The following is a 14,569-nucleotide window of genomic DNA, read 5'->3' as shown; positions in this document are numbered from 1 at the left end:
AGTCGCACCCGGCCTCGATCGGCACTTTGCGGGGGGGAGGCAGGCAAGCCGCCCTCCCCCTCGGTTCAGAAGCTGGCCTTCACGCCCAGGCTGACCCCGCCTTTGCGGCGGCCCTGTTCGTTGTCGTTCTTACCGTAGTGTTCATATTCCAGCACGCCCGACACTTTATCGGTGAAGGCGTACTCGGCGCCCACGGCTGCGTACAGGGCGTTGCGGCTGCTATCGCCGTTGTAGGCGACGGCCAGGCCGGTGGCCTTCACGTCATTCTTGTTGTGGGCCACACCGAGCTTGCCGGTCAGCGCCAGCTGCTGGCCGACCGGGAAGCTGCCCTTGCCTGCCAGGTAGAAGGACTTGGAGTCGCTTTCAATGGCGCCGCTGTTAGGACCCACCGAGTAAGCGTAACGGGACTTGCCGAAGTCGGTATAGCCGGCTTCCACGCCCCAGGTCTTGTCGAGCTGGACGCCACCGAAGATCTTGCCGCCCCATTCGGTCGACTTGCGGTCGCCCGAGCTGGTGTCGTTGGCGGCATTGTACTTGTGCTCGCTGGAAACCACGCCGACGCCGACGTAAGGTTTCAGCTCCTGGGCCTGGACGGAAGCCGCGCCCAGGGCAACGGCGGAAGTGATAAGGGCGAATGCGATTTTCTTCATGTTCGTGATCTTTCAGCAAAGTTAAGTTGGTCTTGCTTGGGATCGCGCTTCGTCTCTGGAAGTGCGATGGAAAGCACGATAGCACTGCCAAAAGTTCAATTGGGAGACGAACTGGTAAGAAATGTATAAGTTTGTAAGTGACCTTGAATTGCCACTGTTCGGCCCAAAATGGCCGAACTTGCCTTCAGATGATGAGGCGGAAGGTGAGGTTGATGCGGGCGCCGCGCGGCTGGCGTTCCTTGTTGATGCCGTGGCGCCAGTTATGCTGGAGTTTTCCCGCCATTAGCAGCAGGCTGCCGTCGGTTAGGTCGATTTTGACGGTTTTTGCCTGTTTTTTGTGCTTGAGGATGAAGGTGCGGCTGTCACCGAAACTGACCGAGGCGATGGCCGGCTCGCGCCCCAGCTCGGGTTCGTCGTCGCTGTGGAAACCCATGCTGTCCTGCTCGTTACGGTAGTGGTTCAGCAGCACGCTGTTGAAACGCCGCCCGGTTGCTGCCTCCACCGCACGCTTGATCTCCAGCTGGACGGCCGTGAAAGGCAAGGGGTCGAAGGTGCGGCCGGAATAGGTGTAGCGCGCCTCGCCGTACCAGGCACTCAGGCGCGGCTGGGCTACTTCGCGGCCGAACAGGAAGATGGTTTCCGCCTTCCATACCGTTTCGTCCAGCAGGCGCTGCATGACTTCGGCATTCGCGAACGGGAGCGGCAGCTGCTGCATGAAGTACAGCTCGCCATCGTCGACGGGAATCGGTAGCAGTTCGGGCTCAGCAGCAAAAAGGTCCATACGCGTTATCATACAGGGATGAAGAAACGACAATTCCTTGGCGCCGTGGCTGCGGCCAGCGCCCTTCCCTCCCTCGGTGCAGCCGCGCCCAAACCAGCTGAGCGCGGGCCAGCGCTGCTGACCGTCACCGGCGCCATCGCCAAGCCGAACCGCGGCAGTTTCGACCGCGTGGCGGACCAGATGATGCACCGTCAGCGCCTGAGCTTCGACAAGGCCTTCACGTTCGATTTCGCCGCCTTGGCCGCGCTGCCGGCCGTGACCATCAAACCGACGCTTGAATACGACGCACGGCCGCATACCCTGTCCGGCCCCTTGCTGATGGACGTGCTGAAAGCGGCGGGTGCGCAAATGAACGACAGCAGCAACCTGGTGCTGCGTGCGGTGGACGGCTATGCAGTGGCGGTAACGGCGGCGCGCGCACGGGCGCAGCGCTTCATTGTGGCGACGCACCTGGACGGCGCGCCGATGGCGCTGGGTGGCCTCGGCCCGTTATGGGCCATCTACGATGCGGATCGCGTGCCGGAAATGGCAAGCCGGCCCGTGGGCGAGCGCTTCAGCACTTGCCCATGGGCCCTGTATCACATCGAGGTTCAGGCGTAAGCTTCGGCCAGCGACATCACACGCGGGGTGATGCCGACGCCGATATCGCCGAAGATCTTGTTGATGATGGCCATATTGGCTTCGGCCTCGTCCGGCTTCCAGCCGTTGAACAGGTCGGTGCCGTCTTTCTGGAAGTGCAGGTCCAGCACCTTGCCGCGGTCCTTGTGCGTGTAGCCGGAGCTGTGCACCTGCTTGAAACCGCCAGCAGCCAGTGCTTCCAGCACAGCGGTTGGTGGATTATCCGGGTCGGTTGCCATGTATACGCCAAACGTCTTGCCAGGCGGTTTGGCAGCGATATCAACTTCGTAGATGCCAGGCGCCTTGGTGACAGACGTGGATTTCAAAAATAACATAGCGTTCCCCTAGAACTGTGTGTGGCTTTTCCCAAGTGAGCTAGCTTATTGCTAACGGCCAATTTTGTCACCCGTCGGGGGCGTCTTTTTGCTCCATCACAACAAATATCGCGCAAAAAGTGCTTACCTGCTCTTCAACTATACTTTTGCACTGCTGATTTGCAAGGGGCCCCTCAGGGCTTTCCCGCCCGTTTGCGCTCAGCCAACGCTACGGTCGGCGCCACCAGGGCCTGGTACAGGCTACCCGTAGCATAATCCCAAGCCGCAACCGCCGCCTGCTGCCGTTGTACGGTCGCCATATCGCCGCGCGCTACCGGACCAGTCAGCGCCGGCGCGGCGCCCAAGCGGAAGGCGTTTTCCATCGATTCCAGGGCCAGCGGCCGAGCCAGCTCGCGCGCTTCGGGCTCCGGTATGCCCGCCGCCTGGTAAGCGCGCAGGGCGGCATCGATCACCGTCACCAGGTAGTTGCTCGCGAACACGGCGGCTGCGTGGTAGACCGTTTTGGCGGCCGGGTCGATCTGCACCGCCCGCGCGCCAATCGCGGCCAAGGCTGGCAGCAGCACGTCGAGCGCCTGTGGGTCGCCTTCGACGCCGCAGAAAGTGCCTGAAAATTGGGCAGCCACCGCATCCGAATCGGCAAAACTGCGGATCGGATGCACACTGGCCACGTGCGCACCGGCCGCGCGTGCGGCCGCCAGGCGGTCGGACGCCAGCGCGCCGCTGCAATGGAACACCACTGCGCCTTGCAGCGGCACGGCAGCCGCCAGCGCCTCGCAGGCCGGCACAATCTGGTCGTCGGTCACGGTCAGCATGTAGACATCCGCGCGCCGCAGTGGTCGGTCGCCGCCCGCTACGGCTGGCGTACCGGCGCCAATAAAGGCCGCCGCTTGCGCCGCTCTGGCGACCGAGCGGGCCAGCACATCCTGCACCGCAAACGCCCCCGCCTGCGCGAACAGGCGGCCCAGCACGCGGCCCACATGGCCGCCGCCGATAATACTCAGGGTAGGCATCAGAAGCTCGATCCCGGCTGCTTGAGGAATTCGATTTCCTCCGGCGTCGATTCGCGGCCGAGGATGGCGTTACGGTGCGGGAAGCGGCCGAAACGGCGGATCACCTCGTAATGCTTCCTGGCGAAGTCCAGCATGCCGGCATAGCCGGTGGCATCCGCCGCCAGCATTTCGAACAGGTCCACGCTGCGCATCTGCATCGACAGGTTCTCCGAATGCTCGAGCGGCATGTACGAAAACGCGCGCTGCGCAGGCGGCAAGGTCTGGTTGGCGCCCGAATCGTCCAGCGCACGCGCCGCCTCCAGCGCCAGCTCGTCGCCGGCGAACGCTTTAGGGGTGCCGCGATAGACGTTGCGGGTGAACTGGTCCAGCACGATGATACGCGCCAGGGTGCCTTGCGTGCCCTCGTCGTCCCACTGGCGCAGGCCGCCCAGCAGGCCTTCTTCAATCACGTCGCCGAACTGCTGGAAGATCGCACGGTCAAAGGCATCATCCTTGCGCCACCATTCCGGGCGCTGCATATTGTGTCCCTTGGCGCCGATCGGCAGGAACCAGAAATCGAGTACGTCTTGTGAATGGATGACCAAACCTGCCTCCTAGTTGCGTGCATGGGTGACCTGGAAGCTGTCGATGCCGTCGAAATGCACCATCTCCTCGGCAATGCGCGACAGCGGCGAACCGCTACGCTTGCTGAGGGCCAGTGCGACGAAGCGCCACTCCTGCTTGCCCTGGTCCATGCCGATGGTGAGCGAACCACCGGCGATTTCATATCCTCGTTCCAGCGCCATCGCCCGCAGCTGGTCCTCCTTCGGCTCAAAGCCCGGCTTGAAGCGCATGGTGATGGCAATCGCATGGCGCGACGGCAGCCAGGCCTCCACCTTGGACAGGAAGATCATCGACATCGCGCACAGGAAAGCCAGCCCCATGGCGCCCATGTAGAAGCCCAGTCCCACGGCCACACCGATGCAGGAAGAGGCCCAGATCGAAGCCGCCGTCGTCAAACCCGAAATATTGAAGCCCTCGCGCATGATCACGCCGGCGCCGAGGAAGCCGATACCGGTCACGATGCCCTGGATTACGCGCGTGGGGTCGGTGCCGATCAGTTCCGACATATGCCCGCCGAACCACAGCGAGGGGTAGCCGCACACCACGGTCAGAGCGCAAGAGGCCATGCACACCAGGCCATATGTGCGCATGCCGGCTGCGCGGCCATGGTACGAGCGCTCGTAGCCGACCAGAAGACCTAGCAGAAGCGCTCCGCCGATATTCATAAGGATGACGAAGTTGGTCGCCAATTCGCCGGACGACCAGTAAGCACGCAGGAACTCTATGCTGGGCATGGCTGCCTCACTTTATGATTTTGGTGTTTTCTTTGCTGCGAGCTGCTTTTCAAATGCTACATCGAGTTTGCTGACGCGTTTGGCCTTTTGCGGGCCCTGTGCGTTGACGAAAGCGACAAAATCATCCAGCTCCATCGGCGGGCAAAGCGGCGGCTGGCCCGGGCCTTCGGTCAGGAAGAAGTGGCCGCTGCCGGTCATGGTCATCGAATAGGCCTGGTTGCCGGAGCGATCTTTCAGGCGCGCCAGGGCGGCGGAAGCTCTGGTGGAGCGGCTCATATCGCCTCCGTCCTTTCTTCCAGCCAGCGCAGCGCCGCGCCGCTGACATGCTTGCGCAGGCGCTGGCGCACGGTGGCGTGGTAGTCGTTCAGCCAGCGCACTTCATCCTCGCGCAGCAGCGACTTGTCCACGCAGCGGGTGTCGATCGGGCACAGGGTCAGGGTTTCGAAGCGCAGGAACTCGCCGAATTCGGAATCGGCCGCCGGTACGTTGAGCACCAGGTTCTCGATGCGGATGCCCCATTTGCCGGGACGGTAGATGCCCGGCTCGTTGGAAGTAATCATGCCAACCTCCATCGCGGTGTGCGCATCGGGCGGCGTGGACGGCGAAATCGACTGGGGGCCTTCGTGCACATTCAGAAAGAAGCCGACGCCGTGGCCGGTGCCATGGCCAAAGTCGATACCAGCCGCCCACAGCGGCGCGCGGGCGATCGCATCCAGCATCGGCGACTTCACGCCGCGCGGGAACTGGGCGACCGACAGCGCCATCATGCCCTTCAGCACCAAGGTGAAATCGCGCCTGTGCTCCTGGGTGATGGCGCCGACCGGCACCACGCGGGTGATGTCGGTGGTGCCGCCGGTGTACTGGCCGCCGGAGTCGATCAGCAGCAGTCCGTTACCTTCGATGACCGCACTGCCCTGCACCGGCGCGCGGTAGTGCATGATGGCGCCGTTGGCGCGGAAGCCGGCGATGGTGCCAAAACTCGGGCTGACAAAGCCCGGCTGGCGGCGTCGCGCTTCCAGCAAGTGCTGGCCGATGGCGTATTCCGTCAGCGGCTCGCGCTTCGGGTCCGCCAGGGTTTGTTCCAGCCAGCTGAAAAATTCGCACAGCGCGGCGCCATCCTGCTCCATCGTGGCGCGCACATAGTCCGCCTCATGCTCGGTCTTGCGCGACTTGGCGAAGGTGGTCGGGTTGATGGCTTCGATCACGTTGACACCATCGCGCACCGCCTGGCGCGTGCCGAAGGTGATGCGGCGCGGGTCCAGCAGCAGCGTGCTGCCGGGCGGGATAGCAGCCAGCGCGTCCGCCGCTTCTTCATACGGTTCGACGAAGACATTGTCCGCCGCCAGCAGGCCCGCCAGCCCCGGCTCGATCTTGCCGGCGCCGACGAACAGCATCGCGCGCTCACTGTCGATCAATGCGTGGGACAGGAAGATCGGGTTGTAGTTGACGTCCGAACCGCGCAGGTTGAACAGGTAGGCGATGTCGTCCAGCGTGGAAATGATATGGTGGGTCGCGCCCTGGCGCACCATTTCCGCCCGCAGCACGGCCAGCTTGGCGGCACGGGTCTTGTCGGCGTAAGGGCGCTGGTGTTCGTAGACCGGCGCCTCAGGCAAGCCTGGGCGGTTGGTCCACACCTCATTCAGCAAGTCCAGGTCGGTGCGCATGGCGATGCCGCGTGCCTGCAGCAGGCGTGCGATCGACAGGCCCAGCACCGCGCCATCCACCGCCAGCACCTGGCCCGGCTTCAGCGTTTCCGCCAGCCATTCCACATACTGTATGCTGGCGCCTGATGAAATTTTCATCAGCTGCACGCCGGTGCCGGCCAGCTCACTCTCCGCCTGGGTCCAATAACGGCCGTCGGTCCAGACGCCCGCGAAATCCTGGGTGATGATGAAAGTACCGACCGAACCGGTGAAGTTCGACAGCCACTCGCGCCCCTGCCAGCGTGGCGGCAGGTATTCGGACAAGTGGGGATCGGAAGAAGGGACCATGCAGGCATCAACCTGATGCCGCCGCATCGCCGCACGCAGTCCCTCGAGTCTATTGCTGATTGAATCTCTCATGGCGCCATCATACCGCGATGGCGCCATGGATGCGGGATTACATGCGCGGCACGCCTTCACGGTTCACGGTAATGTAGCGGCCCGGTTCGGAGGCAAGTTGGGCGCGGTGTTCGATGCCGCGGAACTCATAGGTCACGTCCCAGTATTGCGGGGTGCGGCTGGGCATTGATTCGCAACGCTGTACGTTCTGGGCATACTGGTTGCTGCCCTGGCGGGCCACATTAGAGCCGACCGCCGCGCCGGCGATGGCGCCGCCGACGGTGGCCAGGTCGCGTCCGGAACCGCCGCCAACCTGGTGGCCCAGCACGCCGCCGATCAGGGCGCCGGCAATGGCGCCGGCAGCGTTATTACCGCCCGAGACGTCGGACACTTGCTGCCGCTCAACCCAGCAGCGCTGCTCCGGCGGGCCGACCACAGCGCGGGCGGAAGTGATGGGCGCCTCGAAAGTACGCTCGCTGGGGCGCATGCGGTATTCATAGGCGGCTTCCGGGCGAGGTCCAGGCGCATAGGCCGACTCGCTGAAGCGGCGGTTCCTTGGTACCGCGCGGATCGAGGTAATGCTGTCGTTCAGGCCCATGTCTTCCAGCGAGGCATAGCTGCCGCGACGCAGGATGCGGCATTCGCCACGGAAATTGGGGTGTTCGCAGACTTCCCAACGGCCACGCTCCACCACGATCGACGAAGCGCGGTCATCGAAACCGATGGCGCGCATGTCGCGCACGGAATTGGTGACGCTAATTGGCCGGCCGCGCCAGCCTTCCTGTGGATAAAGCGTGATTTGTGCCCAGGCCTGACTGCACAGCAATGCGGCCGCTGCAGCCGCCGCCAGTTTGAATTGGGTATGCATGATGTCCTCCCGTAACAGATAGCTGCAGCGTGCACCAACCGGGCAAACTGGTCTGTTAGGGAACGCTCGTTCAGGCTTCGAAGCGGCGCAAGCCGTCGAGGTCGAGGATGCGGATGCCGCCGTAGTCAACGCGCAGCAAGCCTTCTTTTTCAAGCACTTGCAGCGCCTGGTTGGCACGCTGGCGCGAGGAGCCCGACAGCAAGCCGACCTCCTCCTGGGAAATCTGCACCAGCCGTTCGATGCCGGGATACAAATGGGAATTGAATAGTGACGCCAGGCAGCGAGCGACGCGGGTGTCCGGGTCCAGTAAGCGTTCGTTTTCCACCATACCGATGAACTGACCCAACCGTTCATTGAGCTGCATCAAAAGGAACCTGGTGAAGGGTAGGCTATTCTCGAGCAGGTAGTGGAAAGTGACAGCAGGCATGCGTGCGATGCGGCTGTCGCGCAGGGTCATGGCGTCGTATTTGCGGTGCTCATCTTTGAGTAATGAACCTTCGCCGAACCAGCCGCCGGGCGGTACGCCGGTAAATGTGACGCTTTTCCCGTTAGGCGAAAAATTATTCATTTTCACCATGCCCGAAATAATGCCGATCCAATTATCGACAATCTCGCCTTTATGGCAAACGAAGCCGCCCTTGGGAATGAATTCCTCGTAACAGGTCGCTTCCACCCGCGCCAATTGCTCCGCCGTGAGCACGGGCGCCCAGGTGGAGCTGCGTATGGCTTCGATCAGGCTCGGTTCGTTTTTCATAGTTGTTGCGCTGCACCATCAAAAGTCGTTCAATTGTCTTTGAAATGACAACCTTGCGACTTAGCTCACGCTAATATCATCACACAAAAAAGCTTAGGCACCCAAAAAACCAAGGAGACACCGTGCAGGATAATCTGACGACCTTCCCTCGCAGGCTGCTACAGCATGGCAAGGAGCGGCCGCATAAGCCTGCGTTCCGCGAAAAAGACCTGGGCATCTGGCAGACCTGGGACTGGCAGCAAGTGAACGCTGAAGTGCGCGCGCTGGCCTGCGGTCTGGCGGCCATAGGCTTCCAGCGCGGCATGAACCTGGCCATCATCGGCGACAACCGGCCGCGCCTGTACTGGTCGATGCTGGCGGCGCAGTGCCTGGGCGGCGTGCCGGTGCCGCTGTACCAGGACGCGCCGGCGGCCGATATGGCCTTCGTGCTGGAGAACGCGGAGATCGCGTACGCCATCGTGGAGGACCAGGAGCAGGTCGACAAGCTGCTGGACCTGTGCGACCAATGCCCGAATATTAAGCACATCGCCTACGAAGACGAACGGGGCATGCGCAATTACACGCACTCGCAGCTGATGTCCTACGCCCGCTTGCAGGAGCTGGGCCGCGAGTACGACAAGGCGCATCCCGGTTTCTACGAGGCGGCGATTGCGGAGGGTAAGGAGAGCGACAGCGCAATCATCCTGTACACCTCCGGCACCACCGGCAAGCCGAAGGGCGTGTGCCAGACCCACAAGGCGCTGCTGTCGGCGGCGATCGGCGGCATCGGCTTCGACAAGCTGACCGACTCGGAAAATGTGCTGTCCTACCTGCCGATGGCCTGGGTCGGCGACTGCCTGTTCTCGTTCGCTCAGGCGGTGACGGCCGGCTTTACCGTGAATTGCCCGGAGTCGTCGGATACCGTCACCACTGACTTGCGCGAGATCGGCCCGTCCTACTACTTCGCGCCACCGCGCATATTCGAGAACATGCTGACGCAGGTGATGATCCGCATGGAGGATGCGGGCGCCATCAAGCGCAAGATGTTCCATCACTTTATGGATGTGGCGCGCCGTGTGGGCTCGGACATCCTGGATGGCAAGCAGGTGTCGTTTGGCGACCGCCTGCACTACGCCATCGGCAACGTGCTGGTCTACGGGCCGCTGCGCAATGTGCTGGGCATGTCGCGAATCCGCGTCGCATACACAGCGGGAGCGGCGATCGGGCCGGACCTGTTCCGTTTCTACCGCTCGATTGGCGTGAACCTGAAACAATTCTACGGTTCCACCGAAACCTGTGCTTATATCTGCCTGCAACCGGACGGCGAAATCAAATTCGACTCCGTCGGCAAGCCGGCGCCGGGCGTGGAAGTGAAGCTGGCGCAGAACGGCGAAGTGCTGGTCAAGTCGCCGACCCTGATGCACTGCTACTACAAGCGCCCTGACGCGACTCAGGAGGCGATCGACAGCGAAGGCTACTTCCACACCGGCGATGCCGGCATCTTCGACAACGACGGCCACCTGCGCATCATCGACCGTGCTGCCGACGTGGGCAAGATGAACAACGGCGCCATCTTCGCGCCCAACTACATCGAAAACAAACTGAAGTTCTTCCCCTTCATCAAAGAGGCCGTGGCCTTCGGCCACCAGCGCGACAAGGTGACCGCCTTCATCAACATCGATATGGAGGCTGTGGGCAACTGGGCCGAACGGCGCGGCATCGCCTACTCCGGCTACACCGACCTGGCGGCGCATGAACAGACTTACGCGCTGGTGAAAGAGTGCGTGGAAAAGGTGAACGCCGACCTGGCGCAGGAAGCGCTGATGGCGGACACGCAGGTGCACCGCTTCCTGGTGCTGCACAAGGAACTGGACCCCGACGACGACGAACTGACCCGCACCCGCAAAGTGCGCCGGAAGTTCATCGCCGAGAAGTACGCGGTGCTGATCGAGGCACTGTACGGCGGCAAGGCTTCGCAATACATCGAAACCCAGGTCAAATTCGAGGATGGCCGCACCGGCACGGTGGCGGCTGACCTGCGGATCATGGACCTCAAGGCAGCATAAGCGGAGTGCGCACCATGCAAATGAACGAACAGGAAGCCATCACCGCCGGCGGCCGCAAGATCGGCGACGTGATCCTGGATATGCGCAATATCTCGCTGTCTTTCGGCGGGGTGAAGGCGCTGACCAATATCTCCTTCGATGTGCGCGAGCATGAGATCCGCGCCATCATCGGCCCCAACGGCGCGGGCAAGAGCTCGATGCTGAACGTAATCAACGGCGTGTACCGTCCGCAGCAGGGCGAAATCATCTATCGCGGCCAGCACCGCAAGAATATGGATTGCTACGCGGCTGCCAAGTCCGGCATTGCGCGCACCTTCCAGAATATTGCGCTGTTCAAGGGTATGACGGTGCTGGACAACATCATGACCGGCCGTAACCTGAAGATGAAGTCGAACTTTCTGCTGCAGGCCCTGTACTGGGGGCCGGCGCGGCGCGAAGAGATCGAGCATCGCCGCAAATGCGAGGAGATTATCGACTTCCTCGAGATCCAGCATATCCGCAAGACGCCGGTGGGCCGCCTGCCCTACGGCCTGCAAAAGCGCGTGGAACTGGGCCGCGCCCTGGCCGCCGAGCCGCAGATCCTGCTGCTAGACGAACCGATGGCCGGCATGAACGTGGAAGAGAAGCAGGACATGTGCCGCTTCATCCTGGACGTGAACGAGCAGTTCGGCACCACCATCGTGCTGATCGAGCACGATATGGGCGTGGTGATGGATATTTCGGACCGTGTGGTGGTGCTGGACTACGGCAAGAAGATCGGCGATGGCACGCCGGACGAAGTCCGCACCAACCAGGACGTGATCGATGCTTACCTCGGAGTGGCCCACTAATGGATATCAATTTCTTCGCCGAGGTGCTGATCGGCGGCCTGCTGTCGGGCGTGATGTACGCGCTGGTGGCCATCGGCTTTGTGCTGATCTACAAGGCATCCGGCGTCTTCAACTTCGCCCAGGGCGCCATGGTGTTCTTCGCTGCGCTGACCTGCGTCGGCTTCATGGACAAGTTCGGGTTTTCGCTGTGGCTTGCCATCCCGGCCACGATCGTGGCCATGGTCATCCTGGGCTTCGCCATTGAACGCATTGTGCTGCGACCCCTGGTCAACCAGCCGGAGATCACACTCTTTATGGCCACCATCGGCCTGGCCTTCTTCATCGAAGGCCTGGCGCAGCTGATCTGGGGCTCCCAGGTGCACAAGCTGGAAATCCCGATCGAGGACGTGCCGAGCGAATTCCTGATGGAGAAATTCAACATCATCGTTTCCAAGTTCGACCTGACGGCGGCGGCGATTTGCGCCGTGATGGTGTCGGCGCTGGCGGTGATGTTCGCCAAGACCAAAGTGGGCCGCGCTCTGCGCGCCGTGGCAGACGACCACCAGGCGGCACAGGCGGTCGGCATCCCGCTGCAGCGCATCTGGGGCATCCTGTGGGCGGTGGCCGGCATGGTTGCGCTGGTGGCGGGCATGCTGTGGGGCGCGCGCAATGGCGTGCAGTTCGCCCTGACCTTTATCGCGCTGAAAGCGCTGCCGGTGCTGATCCTGGGCGGCTTTACCTCCGTGCCAGGCGCCATCGTGGGCGGCCTGATCATCGGCGCCTCGGAAAAACTGGCCGAAGTCTATATCGGCCCGCACGTGGGCGGCGGTATCGAAGGCTGGTTCCCTTACGTACTGGCCCTGCTGTTCCTGCTGGTGCGCCCGGAAGGGCTGTTCGGCGAAAAAATCATCCGGAGGATTTGAGCGATGTTCTACCGCGAAGCAGGACAATTCAAGACCAGCTACGAAGCGGACGGCCAGATCCTGCCGATCCGCCAGGACCGCATCGCCCTGCTGGCCACCTTGGCGGTGGCGCTGCTGGTGCTGCCGCTGGTGTCGTCGCCTTATATGCTGTCGGCCATCTTCATCCCCTTCCTGATTTTTGCGCTGGCCGCGCTGGGCCTGAACATCCTGACCGGCTATGCCGGCCAGCTGTCGCTTGGTACCGCAGCCTTCATGGCGGTGGGCGCATTCGCCTCGTATAACTTTGTGCTGCGCATTCCCGGCATTCCCGTGCTGGCGGCGTTCGCGCTGGGCGGCCTGTGCGCCGCCATGGTTGGCATGGCCTTCGGGCTGCCGTCGCTGCGGATTCGCGGCTTCTACCTGGCCGCGTCCACGCTGGCGACGCAATTCTTCGTCGTCTGGTGCCTGACCAAGATCGGCTGGCTCACGAACTACAGCTCCTCCGGCGTGATCACTGCGCAGAAAATGGAAATCTTCGGCTATGCCTTCGACACTCCGGCCCGCAAATACCTGCTGGTGCTGGCTGTGGTGGCGATTATGTCGCTGCTGGCCAAGAACATGATCCGCTCCAACGTTGGCCGCTCCTGGATGGCGGTGCGCGATATGGACGTGGCGGCCGAAGTGATCGGCATCCGCCTGATGCGCACCAAGCTGCTGGCCTTCGCCGTCAGCTCCTTCTACTGCGGCGTGGCGGGCGCGCTGTATGCCTACGCCTACCTCGGCACCGTGGAGCCAGAAGCCTACAACCTGGACCTGTCCTTCCGCATCCTGTTCATGATCATCATCGGCGGCGTCGGCTCGGTGCTGGGTTCCTTCCTCGGATCGGCCTTCATCGTGCTGCTGCCGGTGTTCCTGAATATCCTGGCGCACGGCCTGGCCCTGCCCACCACCGTCGCCTCCAACCTGGAACTGATGGTGTTCGGCGCCCTGATTATTTTCTTCCTGATCGTGGAACCTCACGGTTTGGCGCGTTTGTGGCAAATCGGTAAAGAGAAGCTCCGCTTATGGCCTTTCCCGCACTAAGCGAACCAATATAAAACTGGAGACATCACATGAAATCGTTCGTACTTGGCATTGCCGTAGCAAGCAGCATCGCCGCCAGCAGCGCGTGGGCGCAACCTGCCGAACAGTTTGTCGCCCTGCCCTCCTACCGCGTCGGCCCGTATGCCGCAGGCGGCTCCGGCTTTTACGGCGGCATCATTGACTACTTCAACCTGGTCAACGCCAACGGCGGCGTCAATGGCGTGAAAATCAGCTGGGAGGAGTGCGAGACCGAATACAACCCATCGCGCGGCGTGGAATGCTACGAGCGCCTGAAAACCAAGAACGGCGGCGCTACCGTGGTTGAACCGCTGTCGACCGGCATCGCTTACGGCATCCTGGACCGCATCCCGCAGGACAAGATCCCGATGACCACCCTGGGCTATGGCCGCTCCGATGCCGCCAACGGCAAGGTCTTCCCCTATGTGTTCCCGCTGATCTCCAATTACTGGAGCCAGGCAGCCGGCATGGTCAAGTACCTGGGCGACAAGAGCGGCGGCATGGACAAGCTGAAGGGCAAGAAGATCGTCCACCTGTACCACGACTCCGCCTTCGGCAAGGAACCGCTGCCGGTGCTGGAGGCCATGTCCTCGCAATACGGCTTTGAACTGATCAAGATCCCGGTCGCGCCGCCAGGCAGTGAACAGCAGTCGCAATGGCTGCAGATCCGCCAGGCCAAGCCGGATTACGTGATCCTGTGGGGCTGGGGCGTGATGAACTCCGTCGCGATCAAGACCGCCCAGCGCAATGGCTTCCCACGCGAGAAGATGCTAGGCGTGTGGTGGGCTGGTTCGGAAGAAGATACCGTGCCATCGGGCGATGCCGCCAAGGGCTACACCTCGATGACCTTCAACACCCCTGGCAACTACCCGCTGCTGGATGAACTGCGCAAGAAGGTCTACGCCGGCGGCAAGGGCAACCTGGCCGACCAGACCCGCATCGGCTCCGTCTACCACATGCGCGGCCTGACCGCGGGCGTGATGTACGTGGAGGCCATGCGCGCCGCGCAGGAGAAGTTCGGCAAGGGTAAGCCCGTCACCGGCGAACAACTGCGCTGGGGCCTGGAAAACCTGAACATCGACGAAGCGCGCCAGAAGGTACTGGGTGTGCACAACATGTTCCCGACCGTGAAAACCTCCTGTGAAGACCATGAGGGCTCCGGCGCTGTGAAAGTGCAGCAATGGGATGGCAAGGCCTGGAAGGCCGTCACGCCAAACTGGGTGGTGGGCGACAAAGTCCTGCTGCGCAAGCTGGTGGACGAATCGTCCAGCAAATACGCCGCCGAGAAAAAGATCACTCCGGCCTGCATGAAGTGAG

At 62.4% G+C, this 14,569-nt stretch carries 16 protein-coding genes; 6 read left to right on the top strand and 10 right to left on the bottom strand.

All coding sequences use genetic code 11. The features are described 5' to 3' along the window. Positions 1–65: 65 nt before the first annotated feature. Positions 66–650: a porin family protein gene (locus AAHE99_RS07050; protein ID WP_342115844.1), complete on the bottom strand. Its 585-nt coding sequence runs from the start codon at positions 648–650 to the stop codon at positions 66–68. A gap of 184 nt (positions 651–834) precedes the next feature. Beyond that, positions 835–1,431, bottom strand: a complete 597-nt coding sequence (locus tag AAHE99_RS07045) for an alpha-ketoglutarate-dependent dioxygenase AlkB family protein (RefSeq protein WP_342115842.1) — start codon at positions 1,429–1,431, stop codon at positions 835–837. Between the two features lie 18 nt (positions 1,432–1,449). On the opposite strand from AAHE99_RS07045, the gene AAHE99_RS07040 reads away from it, so the two are divergent. Further along, positions 1,450–2,031 (top strand): molybdopterin-dependent oxidoreductase, encoded by a 582-nt coding sequence (locus tag AAHE99_RS07040; RefSeq protein WP_342115839.1) that lies wholly within the window; start codon positions 1,450–1,452, stop codon positions 2,029–2,031. Here AAHE99_RS07040 and AAHE99_RS07035 read toward each other — a convergent pair. The 8 genes from AAHE99_RS07035 to AAHE99_RS07000 all read right to left on the bottom strand — a co-directional run bounded on the left by AAHE99_RS07035 (position 2,022) and on the right by AAHE99_RS07000 (position 8,395). Continuing rightward, entirely contained in the window at positions 2,022–2,384 is a 363-nt protein-coding gene (locus AAHE99_RS07035; protein WP_342115837.1) for a hypothetical protein, read from the bottom strand. The genes AAHE99_RS07040 and AAHE99_RS07035 overlap by 10 nt on opposite strands. Positions 2,385–2,557: 173 nt before the next feature. Continuing rightward, the gene (locus AAHE99_RS07030) at positions 2,558–3,394 is read right to left on the bottom strand and encodes a Rossmann-like and DUF2520 domain-containing protein (protein ID WP_342115834.1); all 837 of its coding nucleotides are present in this window, start codon (positions 3,392–3,394) and stop codon (positions 2,558–2,560) included. Beyond that, entirely contained in the window at positions 3,394–3,978 is a 585-nt protein-coding gene (locus AAHE99_RS07025; protein ID WP_342115831.1) for a DUF924 family protein, read from the bottom strand. The genes AAHE99_RS07030 and AAHE99_RS07025 overlap by 1 nt, the downstream gene beginning before the upstream one ends. Positions 3,979–3,987: 9 nt before the next feature. Further along, positions 3,988–4,731 (bottom strand): MgtC/SapB family protein, encoded by a 744-nt coding sequence (locus AAHE99_RS07020; protein ID WP_342115829.1) that lies wholly within the window; start codon positions 4,729–4,731, stop codon positions 3,988–3,990. A gap of 12 nt (positions 4,732–4,743) precedes the next feature. After that, positions 4,744–5,007 (bottom strand): hypothetical protein, encoded by a 264-nt coding sequence (locus AAHE99_RS07015; RefSeq protein WP_342115826.1) that lies wholly within the window; start codon positions 5,005–5,007, stop codon positions 4,744–4,746. Next, positions 5,004–6,794, bottom strand: coding sequence for an aminopeptidase P family protein (locus tag AAHE99_RS07010; RefSeq protein WP_342115823.1), 1,791 nt, complete (start codon positions 6,792–6,794; stop codon positions 5,004–5,006). Before AAHE99_RS07010 ends, AAHE99_RS07015 begins: the two co-directional genes overlap by 4 nt. 37 nt (positions 6,795–6,831) lie before the next feature. Further along, a complete protein-coding gene (locus AAHE99_RS07005) occupies positions 6,832–7,641 on the bottom strand; it encodes a beta/gamma crystallin-related protein (protein ID WP_342115820.1) in 810 nt (269 codons plus the stop codon). Positions 7,642–7,711: 70 nt separating this feature from the next. Next, positions 7,712–8,395 carry a Crp/Fnr family transcriptional regulator gene (locus AAHE99_RS07000; RefSeq protein ID WP_342115819.1) on the bottom strand — a complete coding sequence of 228 codons (684 nt, stop codon included), beginning with the start codon at positions 8,393–8,395 and terminating at the stop codon, positions 7,712–7,714. A 122-nt stretch (positions 8,396–8,517) separates the two neighbouring features. Here AAHE99_RS07000 and AAHE99_RS06995 point away from each other — a divergent pair, with 122 nt between their 5' ends. Genes AAHE99_RS06995 through AAHE99_RS06975 form a run of 5 tightly spaced genes read left to right on the top strand, consistent with a single transcriptional unit; the run spans position 8,518 to position 14,568 of the window. Next, a complete protein-coding gene (locus AAHE99_RS06995) occupies positions 8,518–10,440 on the top strand; it encodes an AMP-dependent synthetase/ligase (protein ID WP_342115817.1) in 1,923 nt (640 codons plus the stop codon). Positions 10,441–10,454: 14 nt separating this feature from the next. Beyond that, complete coding sequence (locus AAHE99_RS06990; protein WP_342115816.1) at positions 10,455–11,270, top strand: ABC transporter ATP-binding protein; 816 nt, start codon at positions 10,455–10,457, stop codon at positions 11,268–11,270. 5 nt (positions 11,271–11,275) lie between these two features. Then, a complete protein-coding gene (locus AAHE99_RS06985; protein ID WP_342116039.1) occupies positions 11,276–12,172 on the top strand; it encodes a branched-chain amino acid ABC transporter permease in 897 nt (298 codons plus the stop codon). A gap of 3 nt (positions 12,173–12,175) precedes the next feature. Then, positions 12,176–13,234: a branched-chain amino acid ABC transporter permease gene (locus AAHE99_RS06980; RefSeq protein WP_342115813.1), complete on the top strand. Its 1,059-nt coding sequence runs from the start codon at positions 12,176–12,178 to the stop codon at positions 13,232–13,234. A gap of 29 nt (positions 13,235–13,263) precedes the next feature. Then, positions 13,264–14,568, top strand: coding sequence for an ABC transporter substrate-binding protein (locus AAHE99_RS06975; RefSeq protein ID WP_342115810.1), 1,305 nt, complete (start codon positions 13,264–13,266; stop codon positions 14,566–14,568). Position 14,569: the final 1 nt, after the last annotated feature.

The sequence above is a fragment of the Pseudoduganella sp. OTU4001 genome, assembly GCF_038440195.1.
GTDB lineage: Bacteria > Pseudomonadota > Gammaproteobacteria > Burkholderiales > Burkholderiaceae_D > Rugamonas.
The sequence above is the reverse complement of the archived record's forward strand: the minus strand, read 5'-3'. Positions and strand labels throughout refer to the sequence as shown.

Coding starts and splice junctions, on each gene's coding strand:
- AAHE99_RS07050 (WP_342115844.1), bottom strand. CDS start 650: ATGAAGAAAATCGCATTCGCCCTTATCACTTCCGCCGTTGCCCTGGGC.
- AAHE99_RS07045 (WP_342115842.1), bottom strand. CDS start 1,431: ATGGACCTTTTTGCTGCTGAGCCCGAACTGCTACCGATTCCCGTCGAC.
- AAHE99_RS07040 (WP_342115839.1), top strand. CDS start 1,450: ATGAAGAAACGACAATTCCTTGGCGCCGTGGCTGCGGCCAGCGCCCTT.
- AAHE99_RS07035 (WP_342115837.1), bottom strand. CDS start 2,384: ATGTTATTTTTGAAATCCACGTCTGTCACCAAGGCGCCTGGCATCTAC.
- AAHE99_RS07030 (WP_342115834.1), bottom strand. CDS start 3,394: ATGCCTACCCTGAGTATTATCGGCGGCGGCCATGTGGGCCGCGTGCTG.
- AAHE99_RS07020 (WP_342115829.1), bottom strand. CDS start 4,731: ATGCCCAGCATAGAGTTCCTGCGTGCTTACTGGTCGTCCGGCGAATTG.
- AAHE99_RS07015 (WP_342115826.1), bottom strand. CDS start 5,007: ATGAGCCGCTCCACCAGAGCTTCCGCCGCCCTGGCGCGCCTGAAAGAT.
- AAHE99_RS07010 (WP_342115823.1), bottom strand. CDS start 6,794: ATGAGAGATTCAATCAGCAATAGACTCGAGGGACTGCGTGCGGCGATG.
- AAHE99_RS07005 (WP_342115820.1), bottom strand. CDS start 7,641: ATGCATACCCAATTCAAACTGGCGGCGGCTGCAGCGGCCGCATTGCTG.
- AAHE99_RS07000 (WP_342115819.1), bottom strand. CDS start 8,395: ATGAAAAACGAACCGAGCCTGATCGAAGCCATACGCAGCTCCACCTGG.
- AAHE99_RS06990 (WP_342115816.1), top strand. CDS start 10,455: ATGCAAATGAACGAACAGGAAGCCATCACCGCCGGCGGCCGCAAGATC.
- AAHE99_RS06980 (WP_342115813.1), top strand. CDS start 12,176: ATGTTCTACCGCGAAGCAGGACAATTCAAGACCAGCTACGAAGCGGAC.
- AAHE99_RS06975 (WP_342115810.1), top strand. CDS start 13,264: ATGAAATCGTTCGTACTTGGCATTGCCGTAGCAAGCAGCATCGCCGCC.